Below are 15,717 nucleotides of genomic sequence, written 5' to 3'. Positions count from 1 at the left end.
CAGTGTAGAGCCGTAAATGCCGTGCGGACAGTACCCACCCTGCCGGGTTCCACCGGCGCGGGTACACAATGGCAGTCATGGAGATCAATGAGGGCAGCAGGCCGTGACGGCGGGGCCCCCGTGAGCGGCCTGGTGGACGGGATCCTCAGCGTCAGCCCGGCGCTCGCCTACACGCTGGTGGCCCTGCTTGTCTTCGCTGAGGACGCATTGTTCATCGGCTTCGTCATCCCCGGCGAGACGGCCGCCGTGCTGGGCGGAGTGGTGGCCAGCCGCGGCGAAGTGCAGTTGGGCGTCATGATGGCCGTGGTGGTGCTGGCCGCCATCATCGGCGACAGTGTGGGATACGAGGTGGGCAAGCACATGGGCCCCAGGCTGCTGGAGAACCGGTTCCTGCTCCGGCACCGCGACAACCTCGCCAAGGCCCAGGACTTCCTGCGGCGCCGCGGCGGGTCGGCGGTCTTCCTCGGCAGGTTCGTGGCGCTGTTCAGGGCCCTGATGCCGGCACTGGCCGGTGTCTCCGGCATGCACTACCCGCGCTTCCTGGCCTCCAACGCCGCCGGCGGACTCATCTGGGGTGCTGGCTTCGTTCTGCTCGGCTACCTGGCCGGCAACTCCTACGGTGCCGTAGCCAAGGCGGCGGGCGAGGACGTGACTGCCGCCGTCGTGGTCATTGGCCTCGCTGCCCTGGTGATCTGGCGGGTGCGGCGTGCCCGCAACAGGAAGCGGCAGCCGTCCGGGCCGCCGCCGGCCGAAAAGTGAGGCACCGCCGATGCAGGAGCTGTCCATATCGCTGGTCCTGATCGCCTTCCTGGCGATCGCGGCACCCCTTGCGGCGCGCTCCCTGGAGCGGGTGGTGAAGATCCCGATCGTCGTCTTCGAAATCGTCCTCGGCATGGCACTTGGCCCCAGCGTCTTGGGGTGGATCCAGTCCACGGACTTTACGGACACTTTGGCGGACTTCGGGCTGGCCATGCTCTTCTTTGTTGCCGGTAACGAAATCGACTTTGCCCTGATCCGGGGGCGGCCGGTACTGCGCGCCAGTGGCGGCTGGCTGATCTCCCTGGCTGCCGGTGTCGGCGCAGGTTTCCTGCTGGCTCCCACGCCCACGTCGGCCATCATCGTCGGCGTGGCCCTGAGCTCCACCGCGTTGGGCACCCTGCTGCCCATCCTGCGCGATGCCGGCGAGTCACGCTCCGCCGCGGGTGTGGCCGTGACCGCGCTGGGAGCCGCCGGCGAATTCGGTCCGCTCATCGCCATCTCGCTGTTTTTCAGCGGGAGGCAGCTGGGCCCCGCCACGGCGGTGCTGCTCGGATTTGTGCTCCTCGCGGCCCTGGCGGTCTTCCTGGCTTCGCGCGCCAGGCATACCCTGCTGCATTCCCAGGTCACCAGGACCCTCCATACCAGCGGACAGTTCGCGGTGCGGTCCATCATGTTCATCCTCACAGTGCTGGTGGTGCTGAGCATGGTGCTGGGACTGGACATGCTGCTGGGGGCTTTCGCCGCCGGAGTCCTGTGGAAGGTTGCCATCGCCCGTGCGCCGGAACGGGACCGCACGGTGATCGAGGCGAAGATCGATGCCGTTGCGTTTGGTTTCCTGGTGCCGGTCTTCTTCATTGACACCGGTATCGACTACGAGCTGCACGCGCTCACGGACTCACCGGCTGCCCTGGCCCTCGTTCCCCTGTTCCTGGTCCTGCTGCTGGTCATCCGGGGACTGCCGTCGCTGCTGGCCGTTCCCCCGCGGTCTTCGTCCGCCACCAAGCGGGCCATCATGCTCTTCGGCGCCACAGGCCTGCCGATCATCGTGGCGGTGACGTCCATCGGCAGGGACCAAGAGCTGATTTCCAGTGCCGTTTCGGCGGCTTTGGTGGGCGCGGGCATGCTCTCGGTCCTCGTCTTTCCCCTTCTGGCGCTGCGCCAATTGCCCCGCAAGTCGACGGGTACCACAGCGGCGGAACACAGGGGGCACGGGCGGGTTCCTGAGCCTTGACGGCGGTGGTGGCCCGGCGTATACCGAAATGGTCAGCGCACTGGCCCCCGCTGGGCCCCGTATGGGGTCGGCTGCCCCCTGGTCTTGGTACACATCTGGAGTTGTCATGGGTAGCGATCGTTTCGACGTGCTCCGCGAACAGGTCCGCGGTCAGGTCCTCGAAGAGGGGGACGCCGGTTACGAGGAGGCGCGGCACGTCTACAACGGCATGATCGACCGCAGGCCGGCCGCGGTACTGCAGGTCTCCCAGGCGGCAGACGTCATGGCCGCCGTGCGCTTCGCCCGCGGCCTCGGCATTGACGTCGCAGTGCGGGGCGGCGGGCACAGCGCCCCCGGATTCGGAACGGTCGACGACGGCCTGGTCCTGGATTTCTCGGCGCGCCGCGGGGTGCGGGTTGACCCGGCAGCGCGGACAGCGCGCGTCGAAGCCGGTGCGACGTGGGCGGACTACAACCACGCCACGCACGCCTTCGGCCTGGCCAGCACGGGCGGCATCGTCGGCACTACGGGCGTGAGTGGACTGACCCTGGGCGGGGGCATCGGCTACCTGGCCCGCAAGTACGGCCTGTCCTGCGACAACCTCATCGGGGCCGACGTCGTGCTGGCTGACGGTTCTTTCCTGACCGCCAGCGAAGCCGAGAATGTTGACCTGTTCTGGGCCTTGCGCGGCGGCAGCGGCAACTTCGGCGTGGTCACCTCCCTTGAGTTCCGGCTGCACCCCGTGGACATGGTCCATGTGGGCATCATCTTCTTCGACGCTTCCACCGGAGCCAGTGTGGGTGCTGCCTACCGCGAATGGATTGCAGCCGAACCTGAGGAAATGGGCGCGTTCCTCGGCTTCCACCAGGGGCCGCCGGTCCCGTTCCTGCCCGAGGAATGGCATGGACGGCCGGTTACCGTCATCGTGGGCATGTGGACCGGTGATCCCGACGCCGGACCGGCCCACTGGCAGCCAATGCTGGACGCAGGAGAGCCCCTGGGCAGTTTCTTCGCGCCCATGCCCTATCCCGCGCTGAACATGATGTTCGACGGACTGAATGTTCCCGGACTCCAGGGCTACTGGAAGGCGGACTTCCTCCGCACCCTCAGCGATGATGCGCTTCGGGTCGCCGTCGAGAAGTCGCCCGGCATCCCGAGCATCCATACGGCCAACCACTTCTACCCCATTGACGGGGCAGTCCAGCGGGTGGCGCCCGAAGCCACAGCCTTCGCCTACCGGAACGTCAATTTTGCACCGGTAATCGCAGCGCAGTGGCCCGAGGCCTCGGAGAATGAAGCGAACATCGCGTGGGTCCGCGGCTACTGGACTGCACTGCATGAGTTTTCCGAACCCGGCGGCTACCTCAACTTCCAGGACTCGGACGATCAGTCGCGCATCGAGGAGACGCTCGGTTCGAACTACGCCCGGCTTGCCGAACTCAAGGCCAAGTACGATCCCGACAACTTCTTCCACATCAACCAGAACATCACGCCGGCTCCGGCAACTGGCGCACAGGCCACACCCCCTGCCAAAAAGGCATCCGCGCCTCCACAGCGGGAGTCAGTGGACCTTCAACCCGGCGCGGGCTCGGACGCCGCACCTCCGGAGGCCGCTCCGGCATCCTGAACACCTGCACGGCCGTTGAATCCGGTCCGGGTCCGTGGGCGTCCCCGCCCGGTGGGGACCAGGCCCGGCGTGCCGCCACGGCGGCGGGGCGGGCCTGCCCGCGTGGCCCGGATGCCGCCGTCGTGCGCTGTTTTGTTGCCGCGGGCAAATAGCAGGGGCCGGGCTATGGACTCTTCGGCAGGCCGCAATCACACTGGCTACAACAGTTGGCCAGCGGATGGGCAGTTACGGGCACAATTGATCGGCCGGGAATGGGCAGCTGCAGTATTGGGGCTTTATCCGAGGCGGGTTGCCGAAACCCGTGAAAGGACCTGGTCATGCCGGACTTCTCACCATTCTTCCCGCTCATTGCGATCATCCTGGGAGTGCTCTTTGCTGCTGGCTTCATTTGGGTGGCCACCAAACTGATGTGGAAAGTAGCCGAACCCAACGAAGCCCTGATCATTTCCGGGTTGACCCGTGGAACCCTGGACACCCGAGCGGGCATGGACTTCAAAATCGTGACGGGCAAAGGCGCGCCGGTACTGCCCGGGCTGCAGACCGTGCGCCCGCTCTCGCTCACCCTGAACGAAACCGAACTCAAGGTTTCCTGCGTCACCTCGCAGGGAATCCAGGTAGTGGTGGAAGGCGTGGTCATCTACAAGATCGGAGATGCACCGCCGTTCATTGCCAATGCCGCCCGCCGGTTCCTCGGCCAGCAGCCCAAGATGGAAAGCCAGGTCTACAACGTTTTCGAGGGCCACCTCCGCTCCATCATCGGCAGCATGACGGTCGAGGAAATCATCCGGGAACGGGACAAGCTCGCCTCGCAGGTCCGCAGCGCCAGCGGCGTGGAGATGGAGAAGCTTGGCCTCGTGGTGGATTCGCTGCAGATCAAGGACCTGCAGGATCCCACCGGGTACATCCAGAACATCGCCAAGCCGCACATTGCCCAGGTGAAGATGGAAGCCCGCATCGCCGAGGCCACCCGCAACCGGGAGGCGGCCGAGAAGGAGGCCGAAGCGGCGGCCCTGATCGCTGACGCCCAAAGCGTTTCGGCCATCAGGCAATCGGTGGCGCAGGCCAACGCGGAACGTGCCCGGGCCAACGCTGCCCAGGCCGGTCCGCTGGCGGAGGCCACGGCACGCCAGCAGGTGGTGGTCCAGGAAACCGAAGTCGCCAAGCTCGAGGCAGACCGCGAGGAACAAAAGCTCCAGACAACCATCCGGAAGCCCGCGGACGCCAAGGCCTACGCCAAGCGCACCGACGCTGAGGGGCAGAAAGCCGCTGACATCAGCGCCGCAGAAGCCCTGGCCCGGCGCACCGAACTCGAAGCCCAGGCCAACGCCCGCAGGACGGAAGTGACGGCACAGGCCAACGCCACCGCTGCGGCTGCGGCGGCGGGCGCCACCAAAGTCACCGGCGAAGCCGAGGCGGCGGCCACCAAGGCCAAGGGCGATGCTGCAGCCTCCGCCATCAAGGCCAAGGCCCTGGCCGAGGCGGACGGCATCAAGGCACGGGCTGAAGCCCTGGCCAGCAACCAGGATGCGGTGATCTCGCAGCAGCTCGCCGAGAACATGCCCGCCATCATCGCAGCCGCCGCCGAACCCTTCTCGCACGTAGGCCAGATGACAGTCCTGAACGGTGGCGAGGGCGTCAACAAGATGCTGGGCGGGATCCTCGCCCAGGCCGGCGACTACCTGCCGGCCCTGCGCACCGCACTCCGCAACGGCAAGGACGCCAAGGACGCCAAGCGGACACCAGCGGCTCCCGGCGCCTAGGACGGCCATGCACAGGAATGCCGACCGCAGCCTGACGGGCAAGATTGCACGGGTGACGGGACGGATCGGGCCCGGCACCATCGGCGAGGTCATGTTGCCCTACCTCGGCGGAACCATGGCCTTCCACGCCCACCCTTTCGACAAGGCGAGCGGTTTCGCGGTGGGCGAGGAAGTGCTGGTGATCTACTTCGAACCGCCGCAAACGGTGTACGTCGAGGAACTCCCGGACGTGCTCCGGCACGCGGAGTAACCCACCCGTCATCCGATAGAATCTCCTGTCGGCGAGCCTCCGCTCGCCCCGGGTTTTCCCTGCGCACGGCGCGGGACTGAAGAAGTACACAGAGGGGACGCAATGAGGCATGCCTCCGCGGTCAAGCGCGCCAGCAACGGAACCGGGCACGCCCCACGGCTCGACATCCAGGGGCTCCGCGCGCTGGCCGTTGGCCTTGTGGTGATCTACCACCTCCGGCCGGAAGCCTTGGCCGGCGGCTTCATTGGCGTGGACGTCTTTTTCGTCATTTCAGGCTTCCTGATCATTGGCTCCCTGGCACGGGAAGCTGCCAGGAACTCGTCGATCTCCGCCCGCCTTCTATGCCAGGCGGATCCGCAGGCTTTTCCCGGCGTCTGCAGCCGTTCTGGTGGCGGTGCTGCTGGGGACCGTGCTGCTGCTTCCGCAAAGCCGCTGGCAGGGCATCTCCGCCGATGTGCTCTTTTCGCTCCTCCAGGTGCAGAACTGGCATCAGGCGTTGTCCGCGGTGTCCTACGCGGGAGCCACCGGCGAAGTTTCACCGCTGCAGCACTTCTGGTCCCTCGCGGTCGAGGAGCAGTTCTACCTGGTGATCCCGTTCTTCTTCCTGGGCCTTGTGCTGGCCGCCCGCCGCCTGAACCGGGCGGCAGACAGGTTCATTATCCCCGCGCTGTCTGCGGTGGCACTGGTGTCCTTCGCGTACAGCATCTATCTCAGCAACCACGAACACACCCTGGCCTACTTCGTGACGGGGACCAGGGTGTGGGAGTTGGCTGTCGGCGGGCTGGCGGCACTGGTCCCGGCCATGGGGATCCTCAATGGGCGCCGTGCCGCCCTTGCCGGCTGGGTGGGCCTGGCCGCCGTCGCCATCCCCGTCTTCTTCCTGACCACCGATATGCCGTTCCCCGGCAGCATCGCCGCCATACCCGTGCTCGGCACTGCACTGCTTCTGAGGTCAGGCAACGCGGCGGCAGCCGTTCCGTGGTCAGCGTCCAGGGTGCTCAGCCTCCGTCCGCTGACCTTTATTGGCGATGTGTCCTACTCGCTTTACTTGTGGCACTGGCCGGTCATCGTCTTCGCCGTCGCCCTGCTGGGCCGAGCGCCACGGATCAGGGAGGCCATCCTTTTGGCCGTGCTGAGCCTGGCGCTGGCTGCAGCGTCCTACTACGGGGTGGAGCAGCGCTTCCGGCACCCTTCCAGCCGGAACACCTGGTGGGGCGGCCACCGGAAGGTGTACGTCCTTGCCATGTGCAGCGCGGTGCTGGTGACCGTGGCCGCGTGGGCTCCATGGCAGGTGGTCGAGGTCAAGCGGGCCCAGTTGTCCACTGCCCTGTCCGACCGGGACTACCCCGGCGCCCAGGCGTGGTCCGAGCGTCCCGCCGCCGTTCCCGCTGGCATGCCCGTCCGCCCGGATCCGTCCGTGGCGATGCAGGACGTTCCGGCCACGAGTGCCGGCGCGTGCGGCATCTACGATCCGGCCTCGGTGCCAGATACTGACTGCTGGTTCGGGTCCCAGGACCAGGAGGCCCCGGTGGTGGTTGTGGTGGGCGATTCGCACGCCGGCCAGTTCGTGGATCCGCTCGTTGCGGTGTCGAAGAAGATTCCGCTCCGGATCCATGCGATGGTGCGCAACGGATGCCCGTTCGCGCTTACGCCGCCCCGCTCCGCGGACACCGTGTACGCCAATTGCTCGGCGCAGAACGCCATAACGGCGGAGAAGATTGTCGCGCAGAAGCCGGATCTGGTCCTGGTGGCTGGGATGCGCGAGGACGGCTACCGCAAGGCGCTCGGCTGGCACTGGGCTCCGGAGTCCCCGCTGGCTGACGGGTACGTCCAGACCCTGTCACGGCTGCGCGCGGAGGGGCTGCGCGTTGCCGTGATCGCCGATCCGCCGTACCCCGGCGGAAATCCGGTGGAATGCCTGCAGAAGCACGGCAAGCAGGATCAATGCGCGACGGCCGCAGCCGAGGCCCTTGCCGGAACGGACACGCTCGTAGCTGCCGCCGGCACTGTTCCCGGGGTTGAAACGATCGACCTTTCCCGCCATTTCTGCCGCGACGGCGTCTGCCCGGTGGTCATCGGCAACGTCCTTGTCTACCGCGACAACCACATGACCAACACGTTCGCGAAGTCGCTGGCCCCGGACCTTGCAGTCGCCCTGCGCCTGGGCTGAGGCCCTGAAGCCGGCCTTTCTCCACGGGTCCGGCGGCCGCGGGCCCTCCCGCTCCGCACTTTTCGCTGCCCGTGCCATGCGCTCGAGCTCAATTACGTCATGCCGAGGCGGAACGGGTCGCAGCGCTGATCCGGGCTGAACAGGAGTCCTTTTCGTGGCGGTGCCACGCCGGGCCCTGCCAGGACGCTCCTGCCTTTAGCCCTCGCAATCGCGGCAGTAGGAATGGCCGTTGCTCTCGCGTGCCAGCTGGGACCGGTGACGGACCAGGAAACAGGAATAACACGTGAATTCGTCAGCGCCCTGGGGAATGACCTGCACAGTCAGTTCCTCAGAGACTATTTCTCCGCCGGGGGTCAGGCCTTCATCCAGTGCGTCCGCCTCGTCCAACTGGGTGACAACGCTGCGGGCGTCGGGGGCGTTGGCGGATTGCAACGCCTCCAGGGAACGGTCCTGGGACTCCTTGACGTCGGAGCGGACCTCGTCATAATCGGTTGCCACGGGTGCATCTCATTTCTCTTGCCGGCTGCTCACTTGACGTGTCTCCAACGCGCGCCGCTGCGCCGTTGTTCCCGAAGGGGAGAACGCATCTCCCCCGCCCTTGGAGATCAGGGGCCGGAACTCCCCCAAAGCTATATCAGGGCGCCGGTCACCGTTGCGTAGGTAACCGCTTTGTCCTTGACCCGGCGGATGTACGCATCGGACTGGTTGTATGAGTAGATGGCCTGCGTCCACCCTTGGGCGCTCCGAAGGTCACGGCCGTGGAGGCAGAGATAGGTGGCAGCGCCGAGGGCGGCGTCATCGATGTTGAAGGGGTCCGCCGTGCCATCACCGTTGCCGTCACGGCCCACAAGCCGCCAGGTGGAAGGGATGAACTGCATGGGTCCGACCGCCCGGTCCCACCGGGAATCCCCGTCCAGCACGCCGCCGTCGGTGTCCGGGATGGCGGCGAACCCCTGCCCGTCGAGGCTGGGCCCCACAATGGTGCCGCTCGCCTGCCCTGCCGTGTCCAGGCTCCCGCCGCCGTGGGTCCCGTGCCCGGATTCCACGGAGCCAATGGCGGCCAGCGTGTTCCAGCCGATTCCGCAGGCCGGGGACGACGCATTGGCTGAGGAGGATGCGGCGACGTAGGCACGCAGGGCCCGGGACGGGATGCCGGTCTGCGCGGCTGCATCTGCGAGCCACTGGGCATCCGGGCTGGCCGTGACGTTCACAGCCGTTGCCATGCGAACATGCCCTGCCTCGAGTTTAACCCCCGCCAACGGGGGCGGCGGGAGAAGCTTCCCCGTGTTCACCGCACCGGGCTGCCCGGCAACCCAGAACGAGAATGCGGTGCCGACGCAGGTCAAGAAGAGACAGAGGACCATATAACGTCGAAAACGGAGCACTGACTAATCAAACCATTCGCCGCCCCGATCACTTCATCACTGCATGGCGATGGCGTCACCGTGGCCTGACGGCGTTAGGTGGGGTATCTTGTTGCTACTCGTGGTTGAGCAGCCAGCCCGCACAGTGCGCGCAACGGAGCCCCCGTGAGTTCTACGCCAACCAGAACTGGTTCAGCGATCCACGACGCTCCCCTCCGCAGCTTTGCCCGGGAATCGGGCTGAAGACCGCCTGTTGCACCGAGGATGCGGTAACAGGTGAGGGTGGCCCAATGCAGTACCGGCCCCCCGCCGTGGGCCGGTACCAGAATTGGGGGCCGGCCCACGGTCCACCCGCGAAGGACATTGCGGCCAGCTCAGCTGATCACCGGCACGGCACAGATTAGTGGCGCCGCCAGTCTGCGATGGTGCGGTCAATGAACGTGGCGACCGCTTGGACGATGTCCGTGGAAGGGTCGTTCAGCCATTGCAGTCCGATGCCGTCCAGGACGGCAGTCACGATTCGGACTTCCGTGTCAATCCGTGCCGGCGTCAGGGATGCTGCTTCGCCCGTGTCGGCCGCCTGCCGAAGGTGTCCGGCGAGTGTCGTGAGATTGCGGTCGTACCGGTGCCGGATGAATGCATGGGCAGGGTGGGCAGGGTTGGACGCTTCTGCGGCCATGGTGATGAACAGTCCGAGTAGGCCAGGGTTGGCCAGGTGCCCGCTCATGACCAGGGGCAGTCGCCGGAAGTATTCCAGCCCTTCAACTCCCGAGAGGCCGGTTTCGACGGTTCGGCGGTCCCATTCCTCCAGCACGGCCATCAGCAGTGCTTCCTTGCTGCCAAAGTGCTGCAGCAGCGTCGCATGCGAGACACCAACGCGCTCGGCGATGGTTCGGATGGATCCGCCGGCAAAGCCCCGCTCACCAAAAACCGTCAGGGCCGCCTGAACGATCTGTTCCCGCCGCTGGATACCTGTCTTGTATGGCCCCCGCGGGGCCGGGGCAACCTTGCCGGGCATTCAGATGCTCCCTTCCCCTGGACGTTGACGAAAAACTACCATTCGGTTATGTTTCATGTCCAGAAGAAGTCCCCTACGACTGCCCGGGAAGTGCTCATGCGGTATTCCATCCTCGGCCGGACCGGCCTCAAGGTCTCCCGGATCTGTCTCGGCACCGCGACGTTCGGCGTTGCCCCCGACGCTCGCGAAGCTGGACGGCTGGTCGGCGCTGCGCTCGACCTTGGTATCAACTTCATCGATACCGCAGACTCCTACGGCAACATGCCCGTCTTCGACCGCCCTGGCGCTCCGGCGGCCGCAGACCGCGAACCTGCTGAGCAGATCCTCGGCCGGGCGCTGCGCGGCCGCCGCGATGAGGCAGTCATCGCTACGAAGTCCCAGGTTCATGTTGGCCCGGGGATCAATGATGGCGGCCTGTCGCGTCGCCACATCATCCGGCAGGTCGAGGCAAGCCTGCGGCGCTTGGGCACGGATTACATCGACCTCTACTACGCACACAACCCTGATCCCGACACTCCACTCGAACAAACCCTCGGCGCCTATGACGATCTCATCCGGCAAGGCAAGATCCGCTACATCGGGCTGTCCAACCACCCCGCCTGGCAACTCGTCCACGCTTTGTGGCTCGCCGACGACCGCCGCTACTGCGGACCCGTGGCCACCCAGGTGAAGTACAACCTGATCGACCGCAAGACGGAACGCGAACTGGCACCGGCCTGTGAGGAATTTCGCGTGTCCATCATCCCGTACGCCCCGCTGCACGGTGGCCTGCTTGCTGATCTTCGCGTCCTTGACCGGGGCATCAGCGGAGACCAGCGCTTCGCAGGATCCGGCTTTACCAGTGGCGAGATCAAGACGGCCCGCGAACTCGACCGGCTTAGCCGCGAGTGGGGACTGGCACTCAACCAATCCTCACTGGCCTGGCTGCTGTCACGGCCGGCAGTGGCATCGGCCATCGTGGGGGCCGAGTCGGTCAAAGAACTGCGCGCCAACGCTTCCGCAGCTGACGTCGACCTGGACAAGGACCAACTCGCCGCCATTACAGCCTTGACGGGCGCCCCGGCCTGAAGCCCGGAGCAGGAACGCACGACGACGGCGGAACAGTTCGCGTCCGTGCGCTAAGTTCCCGGAGGCACAACGTTCCGGAGCTCACCGCCCGAAGGGATCAATCCCGGCGGCAGCCGCAGGATTGGCGGACCTGGAGGTCGGCGGGGAAGATGAGGTGTTCGGGCGTGTTACCCCGGCCTGTGCCGATGAGGGCGTTGACCGCGGCCTCGGCCATGGCTTGTGCCGGCTGCCGGACCGTGGTCAGCGGCGGCCAGCTGTACTCCGCTTCAGCCGAACCGTCAAAGGACGCCAACGCCATGTCCTCCGGGACGGACAGGCCCGCCTCATGCAGGGCCCGCAGGATCCCCACGGCCTGCAGGTCCGACGTCGCAAAAATCGCCGTGGGCCGCTCCGCTCCGGCCAGCAGGCGCCTGCCCGCAGCGTAACCGCCCTCCCGCGTGAACGGGGTCCGCACAATCGGCCCCTCCGGCAGGCCGGCGCCGGCCAGGGCCTGCAACCAGCCTTCCTCACGGCCGTCGTAATAGTTCCCGGTGTTCGTCCCCATCGCCAGGGCGATGCTGGTGTGCCCGTGACCGATCAGGTGCTCCACCGCAGCCCGCGCACCGGCCACCAGGTCCACCCCCACACTGTTGAACCCCGGCGCCTCCGCACTGTGGTTCAACAACACCACCGGGACTTCCGCGGACTCGAAGTCCGCCGCGCCGGGCTCCATCAGCACACTCGAAACAATCACACCGTCCACCTGCCGGGCCGCAAGGTTGCGGACGTTCCGGCGCTCCTTGGCCACGTTCCCGTCCGAATTGGTCAACACCAGGGCATACCCCCGCTCGGCCGCTGCTTCCTCCACCGCGTGCGCCAGCAACGAAAAGAACGGGTTGCTGTTATCCGGAATGACCAGCCCGATCGTCTCACTCGAGCCCAGCTTCAACGCCCTGGCCGCAGCATTGGGCCGGTACCCCAACCGCCGGATGGCATCCTGGACCTTCGCCTCAGTAGCCGGCGCCACCCGCTTCGGACCACCATTGACCACATAACTCACCACCGCAGTACTGACACCGGCGAACCGCGCAACATCCTTACGCGTCACAGGCCCCCGGGGCCCCGGCACACCCAAAGTGGTCATGGAGTACATGCTTTCTACGGGTTGGCCGGGGCGTCGCCGAAGTCGCGGATGGGAAGCCGCGCCCCGTTCTGCTGCGCCGAGGCGTGGGCCACGATGCCGGGAAGGGTGAAGCGTGCGGCCACCCAGGCGTTGACCGGGGGCAACGTTCCCTCGTTGACGGCGGTGACGAAGTCGTCCACCAGGAAGTGGTGGCTGCCCTCGTGTCCGTTGGGGGCGCCGCGGAACTCCTCCGGTAGCCGGCCCGCGTCGTGCACGGGAGCAAGCCCTGATACGAACGCGTCACGCAGTTCGGGCGCAACATTGGCCAGTGACGGATCGTCCAGCGGAATACTGGGCCGCGTCTCCATCAGTTCCGAGATGTCGTGGACGTTCTTCTTGTCCTGCCACACCGTGACTTTGGCGAGCTGTTCGAAGCTGGCCTCGGTTCCGAAGAAGCGGAACCGGGACTCCCGGATGTGGGAGGGGTAGCCCACGCGGCGCATTTCGTTGGTGCGCATCACGCCGCCGTCGTTCAGTTCAAAGAGGGCCGTGGCGTTGGAGAAGTCGTTGCCGAACATGCTGACGTCCTTGTCGAAGACGCCGTCATTGCGGTCGTCCTTCACGCCGAAGCAGCTGACGCTGACCGCATGCGACGGAAGTGCGCCAAGGACGCCGCCGATGGCATGGGTGGGGTACAGCATGGGCGGGTAGCTGGCCGTCTCTTTCCAGCGGTCGCCGCCGCTGTACTGGTAGGCGTCGTAGAAGCCCAGGTCCATGTCATGGACGTAGTCGCCTTCCGAATAGAAGATCCGCCCAAATTTGCCTGCAGCATGCTGTTCGCGGGCGTAGACGGTGGCGGGGTTGTAGAAGCTGGTCTCCCCCATCATGTAAACCAGCCCGGTTTCCCGGACAGCCTCGATGATGCGGGCGATTTCTTCTTCCGTCACCGCCATGGGCACGGCCGAATAGACGTGCTTGCCCGCGCGGAGGGCCTGTTCAACCAGCGGACCGTGGGTCCAGCGCTGGGTGAAGATGGCCACGGCGTCAACATCGGATGCCAGGAGGGCCTCAAAGTCCTGCTTCACGCCCGCGAGGCCGTAGCGGTGCACCGCTTCAGCGGCGCGCTCCGGGCGTTCGTCCACCACGTACACCTCCTTGACGCCGGGGTGGAGGTTGAACAGGTGGGCAAACTGGCCGCCGAACTGGCCTGCGCCAACGATGCCGATTGAGAACGTCATTGTTTTCCTTTTGTGTGGGAGTGGATGTCCGCCGGTGGCGGCGCCGAAGAAAGGAATGCGGTAAGCGTTTCCCGCCCCGCCAGTGCGGGGAATCCGGTGTTCTACTCGAGTCAACAACCACGAGCAGGAAAAATCAAGCCGTATTGGCACAGAAATCAATCTCTTGCCCGAATAGATCTACTCGTGTAGATTGCTTCGCAGGTTGTTAGGCACATCACACAATCAGGAAGGGTCGAAGATGACCACCCTTACCAGGAACCCCACTTCGCGGGAGCAAAAGCCCAAGCGAACACTGCTCAACCGGAAGCTGCCCGGCACCCGCAGCGACGTCAGGATTGCCCTGTTCTTCATCGCACCGGCCATGATCGGATTCGTCCTCTTCTACCTGGTGCCCACCATCCGCGGGATCTACCTCAGCTTCACGGAATACAACATCCTCGGAGATCCGGAATGGATCGGCCTGGAGAACTACCAGGCCATTGCCAAGGATCCGCTGTTCTGGAACTCACTGGCCGTCACCGGCCAGTACGTCGTCCTGAACATTGCACTGCAGACATCCCTGGCACTCGGCCTGGCGCTGCTGATGCACCAGGTGGCCAAATCCACCATCATCCGGGGCGCACTGCTGCTCCCGTACCTGATGTCGAACGTCATTGCCGCCCTGCTGTGGTTCTGGATGCTGGACTACCAGATCGGCGTGGTGAACCAGTTCATCGAGTGGGCCGGCCTGCCCCGCGCTGCCTTCTTCGGCAGCGAGGAATGGGCCATCCCCACGCAGGCTCTGATCAACACCTGGCGGCACATGGGCTACACCGCGCTGCTGATCTTCGCCGGCCTGCAGTCCATCCCGGGCCACGTCTACGAGGTGGCCAAGCTGGACGGCGCGTCGGCATGGCAGACCTTCCGGAAGATCACCATCCCGCTGCTGCGTCCGGTCCTGGTACTGGTCCTGGTGGTCACCGTCATCGGTTCCTTCCAGGTCTTCGACACCGTCGCCGTAACCACAGGCGGCGGCCCGGTGAACGCCACCCGCGTCATCCAGTACTACATCTACCAGCGCGCCTTCACCGAGTCGGACTTCGGCTACGGATCAGCCATCGCCGTCATTCTCTTCCTCATCCTCGCCCTGGTGGCCTTCATCCAGATGAAGTTCCTCAAGGGCAACGAGTCGGACCTGGACTAAGGAGTCCTCCATGACCACCACCGCAAGCCGCGCGCCGCTGGCCAAGCCGGCCTCCCGCCGTCGTCCGTCCAAACGCCGCCCGTTCAACCCGCGCCGCGCCGGCGCCTGGGCCCTGCTGATCCTGGCCATCGCGGTCTCCGTCCTCCCCTTCCTCTGGGTGCTGCGGACCGCGCTGTCCACCAACAACGCGCTGGCCACCAACGCCGCCAGCCTCCTCCCTGCGGAATTCACCTTCGGCGCCTTCAAACGTGTTTTCGGCCTGCAGTCTCCCGCCGAAGCCGTTGCCGAAGGCGGCTCGGGCGCCGCCATCGATTTCTGGATCTACCTGCGCAACTCCGTTGTCTTTTCTTCCATCACCACCGCCGGGGCTGTGTTCTTCAGTGCCATGGCCGCCTACGCATTCGCCCGGCTCCGCTGGAAGGGCCGCAACGCCGTCTTCAGCCTCTTCCTCGGCACCATGCTGGTCCCGCCGATCTTCACGGCACTGCCCAACTTCCTGCTGATCAAGAACCTTGACCTGCTGAACACCATGCTCGGAATGGTCCTTCCCTATCTGTTCATGACCCCGTTCGCCATCTTCTTCCTCCGCCAGTTCTTCCTGAACATGTCCCGCGAGGTAGAGGAAGCGGCCATGCTCGACGGCGCCAAGCACCTCCGCATCTTCTTCCAGATTGTCCTGCCCAACGCCGCAGCCCCCATCGCCACCCTCGCCCTGCTCACCTTCATCGGCCAGTGGAACGAGTACTTCTGGCCGCTGCTGGTTGGTTCCCAGGATGACGTCCGCGTACTCCAGGTGGGCCTCGGCGTCTTCAAATCGCAGTCCCCGCAGGGCGCCCCGGACTGGTCCGGCCTGATGGCCGCCACCCTCGTCTCCGCCCTTCCGGTCCTGATCCTCTTCGCCGCCTTCGGCAAGAAGATCGTCAACTCCATCGGCTTCTCCGGCATCAAGTAATTCAGCTCTTCCCTCC

At 65.8% G+C, this 15,717-nt stretch carries 14 protein-coding genes; 9 read left to right on the top strand and 5 right to left on the bottom strand.

Annotation, left to right across the window (positions count from 1 at the left end; all coding sequences use genetic code 11):
* The first annotated feature begins 87 nt into the window (after positions 1-87).
* The 6 genes from ACHL_RS08900 (at position 88) to ACHL_RS08875 (ending at position 7,776) form a co-directional block, all read left to right on the top strand.
* Positions 88-759, top strand: coding sequence for a DedA family protein (locus ACHL_RS08900; RefSeq protein ID WP_015936963.1), 672 nt, complete (start codon positions 88-90; stop codon positions 757-759).
* 10 nt (positions 760-769) lie between these two features.
* Positions 770-1,990: a cation:proton antiporter gene (locus tag ACHL_RS08895; protein WP_015936962.1), complete on the top strand. Its 1,221-nt coding sequence runs from the start codon at positions 770-772 to the stop codon at positions 1,988-1,990.
* Between the two features lie 106 nt (positions 1,991-2,096).
* A complete protein-coding gene (locus tag ACHL_RS08890; protein ID WP_015936961.1) occupies positions 2,097-3,596 on the top strand; it encodes an FAD-binding oxidoreductase in 1,500 nt (499 codons plus the stop codon).
* A 317-nt stretch (positions 3,597-3,913) separates the two neighbouring features.
* Positions 3,914-5,356 (top strand): SPFH domain-containing protein, encoded by a 1,443-nt coding sequence (locus ACHL_RS08885; RefSeq protein WP_015936960.1) that lies wholly within the window; start codon positions 3,914-3,916, stop codon positions 5,354-5,356.
* A gap of 7 nt (positions 5,357-5,363) precedes the next feature.
* Complete coding sequence (locus ACHL_RS08880; RefSeq protein ID WP_015936959.1) at positions 5,364-5,606, top strand: hypothetical protein; 243 nt, start codon at positions 5,364-5,366, stop codon at positions 5,604-5,606.
* Between the two features lie 286 nt (positions 5,607-5,892).
* The gene (locus tag ACHL_RS08875) at positions 5,893-7,776 is read left to right on the top strand and encodes an acyltransferase family protein (protein WP_081434806.1); all 1,884 of its coding nucleotides are present in this window, start codon (positions 5,893-5,895) and stop codon (positions 7,774-7,776) included.
* 195 nt (positions 7,777-7,971) lie between these two features.
* Here ACHL_RS08875 and ACHL_RS08870 read toward each other — a convergent pair whose 3' ends face one another.
* The 3 genes from ACHL_RS08870 to ACHL_RS08860 all read right to left on the bottom strand — a co-directional run bounded on the left by ACHL_RS08870 (position 7,972) and on the right by ACHL_RS08860 (position 10,158).
* Positions 7,972-8,274, bottom strand: coding sequence for a DUF4193 domain-containing protein (locus tag ACHL_RS08870; RefSeq protein ID WP_015936958.1), 303 nt, complete (start codon positions 8,272-8,274; stop codon positions 7,972-7,974).
* A gap of 131 nt (positions 8,275-8,405) precedes the next feature.
* Positions 8,406-8,999, bottom strand: a complete 594-nt coding sequence (locus ACHL_RS08865) for a lytic transglycosylase domain-containing protein (RefSeq protein WP_244266534.1) — start codon at positions 8,997-8,999, stop codon at positions 8,406-8,408.
* A 541-nt stretch (positions 9,000-9,540) separates the two neighbouring features.
* Entirely contained in the window at positions 9,541-10,158 is a 618-nt protein-coding gene (locus ACHL_RS08860; RefSeq protein WP_015936956.1) for a TetR/AcrR family transcriptional regulator, read from the bottom strand.
* A 48-nt stretch (positions 10,159-10,206) separates the two neighbouring features.
* Here ACHL_RS08860 and ACHL_RS08855 point away from each other — a divergent pair, with 48 nt between their 5' ends.
* Positions 10,207-11,226, top strand: a complete 1,020-nt coding sequence (locus tag ACHL_RS08855) for an aldo/keto reductase (protein ID WP_244266533.1) — start codon at positions 10,207-10,209, stop codon at positions 11,224-11,226.
* A 97-nt stretch (positions 11,227-11,323) separates the two neighbouring features.
* Here the strand turns inward: ACHL_RS08855 and ACHL_RS08850 are convergent, their stop codons facing one another.
* Complete coding sequence (locus ACHL_RS08850) at positions 11,324-12,358, bottom strand: LacI family DNA-binding transcriptional regulator (RefSeq protein ID WP_015936954.1); 1,035 nt, start codon at positions 12,356-12,358, stop codon at positions 11,324-11,326.
* A gap of 5 nt (positions 12,359-12,363) precedes the next feature.
* The gene (locus tag ACHL_RS08845) at positions 12,364-13,566 is read right to left on the bottom strand and encodes a Gfo/Idh/MocA family protein (protein ID WP_015936953.1); all 1,203 of its coding nucleotides are present in this window, start codon (positions 13,564-13,566) and stop codon (positions 12,364-12,366) included.
* 238 nt (positions 13,567-13,804) lie between these two features.
* Here ACHL_RS08845 and ACHL_RS08840 point away from each other — a divergent pair, with 238 nt between their 5' ends.
* On the top strand, positions 13,805-14,749 hold the full coding sequence (locus ACHL_RS08840; protein ID WP_015936952.1) for a carbohydrate ABC transporter permease: 945 nt from the start codon (positions 13,805-13,807) through the stop codon (positions 14,747-14,749).
* A gap of 10 nt (positions 14,750-14,759) precedes the next feature.
* On the top strand, positions 14,760-15,701 hold the full coding sequence (locus ACHL_RS08835; RefSeq protein WP_015936951.1) for a carbohydrate ABC transporter permease: 942 nt from the start codon (positions 14,760-14,762) through the stop codon (positions 15,699-15,701).
* The last annotated feature ends 16 nt before the right edge of the window (positions 15,702-15,717 follow it).

This window comes from Pseudarthrobacter chlorophenolicus A6 (genome assembly GCF_000022025.1).
GTDB classification, from domain to species: domain Bacteria; phylum Actinomycetota; class Actinomycetes; order Actinomycetales; family Micrococcaceae; genus Arthrobacter; species Arthrobacter chlorophenolicus.
Note: the sequence above shows the minus strand (reverse complement) of the source record. Positions and strands in the feature narration are given on the sequence as shown.

Bases quoted from the DNA above. Each gene is read 5' to 3' on its own strand.
- ACHL_RS08900 (WP_015936963.1), top strand. From the start codon at position 88: ATGAGGGCAGCAGGCCGTGACGGCGGGGCCCCCGTGAGCGGCCTGGTG.
- ACHL_RS08895 (WP_015936962.1), top strand. From the start codon at position 770: ATGCAGGAGCTGTCCATATCGCTGGTCCTGATCGCCTTCCTGGCGATC.
- ACHL_RS08890 (WP_015936961.1), top strand. From the start codon at position 2,097: ATGGGTAGCGATCGTTTCGACGTGCTCCGCGAACAGGTCCGCGGTCAG.
- ACHL_RS08885 (WP_015936960.1), top strand. From the start codon at position 3,914: ATGCCGGACTTCTCACCATTCTTCCCGCTCATTGCGATCATCCTGGGA.
- ACHL_RS08880 (WP_015936959.1), top strand. From the start codon at position 5,364: ATGCACAGGAATGCCGACCGCAGCCTGACGGGCAAGATTGCACGGGTG.
- ACHL_RS08865 (WP_244266534.1), bottom strand. From the start codon at position 8,999: ATGGCAACGGCTGTGAACGTCACGGCCAGCCCGGATGCCCAGTGGCTC.
- ACHL_RS08860 (WP_015936956.1), bottom strand. From the start codon at position 10,158: ATGCCCGGCAAGGTTGCCCCGGCCCCGCGGGGGCCATACAAGACAGGT.
- ACHL_RS08855 (WP_244266533.1), top strand. From the start codon at position 10,207: ATGTTTCATGTCCAGAAGAAGTCCCCTACGACTGCCCGGGAAGTGCTC.
- ACHL_RS08850 (WP_015936954.1), bottom strand. From the start codon at position 12,358: ATGTACTCCATGACCACTTTGGGTGTGCCGGGGCCCCGGGGGCCTGTG.
- ACHL_RS08845 (WP_015936953.1), bottom strand. From the start codon at position 13,566: ATGACGTTCTCAATCGGCATCGTTGGCGCAGGCCAGTTCGGCGGCCAG.
- ACHL_RS08840 (WP_015936952.1), top strand. From the start codon at position 13,805: ATGACCACCCTTACCAGGAACCCCACTTCGCGGGAGCAAAAGCCCAAG.
- ACHL_RS08835 (WP_015936951.1), top strand. From the start codon at position 14,760: ATGACCACCACCGCAAGCCGCGCGCCGCTGGCCAAGCCGGCCTCCCGC.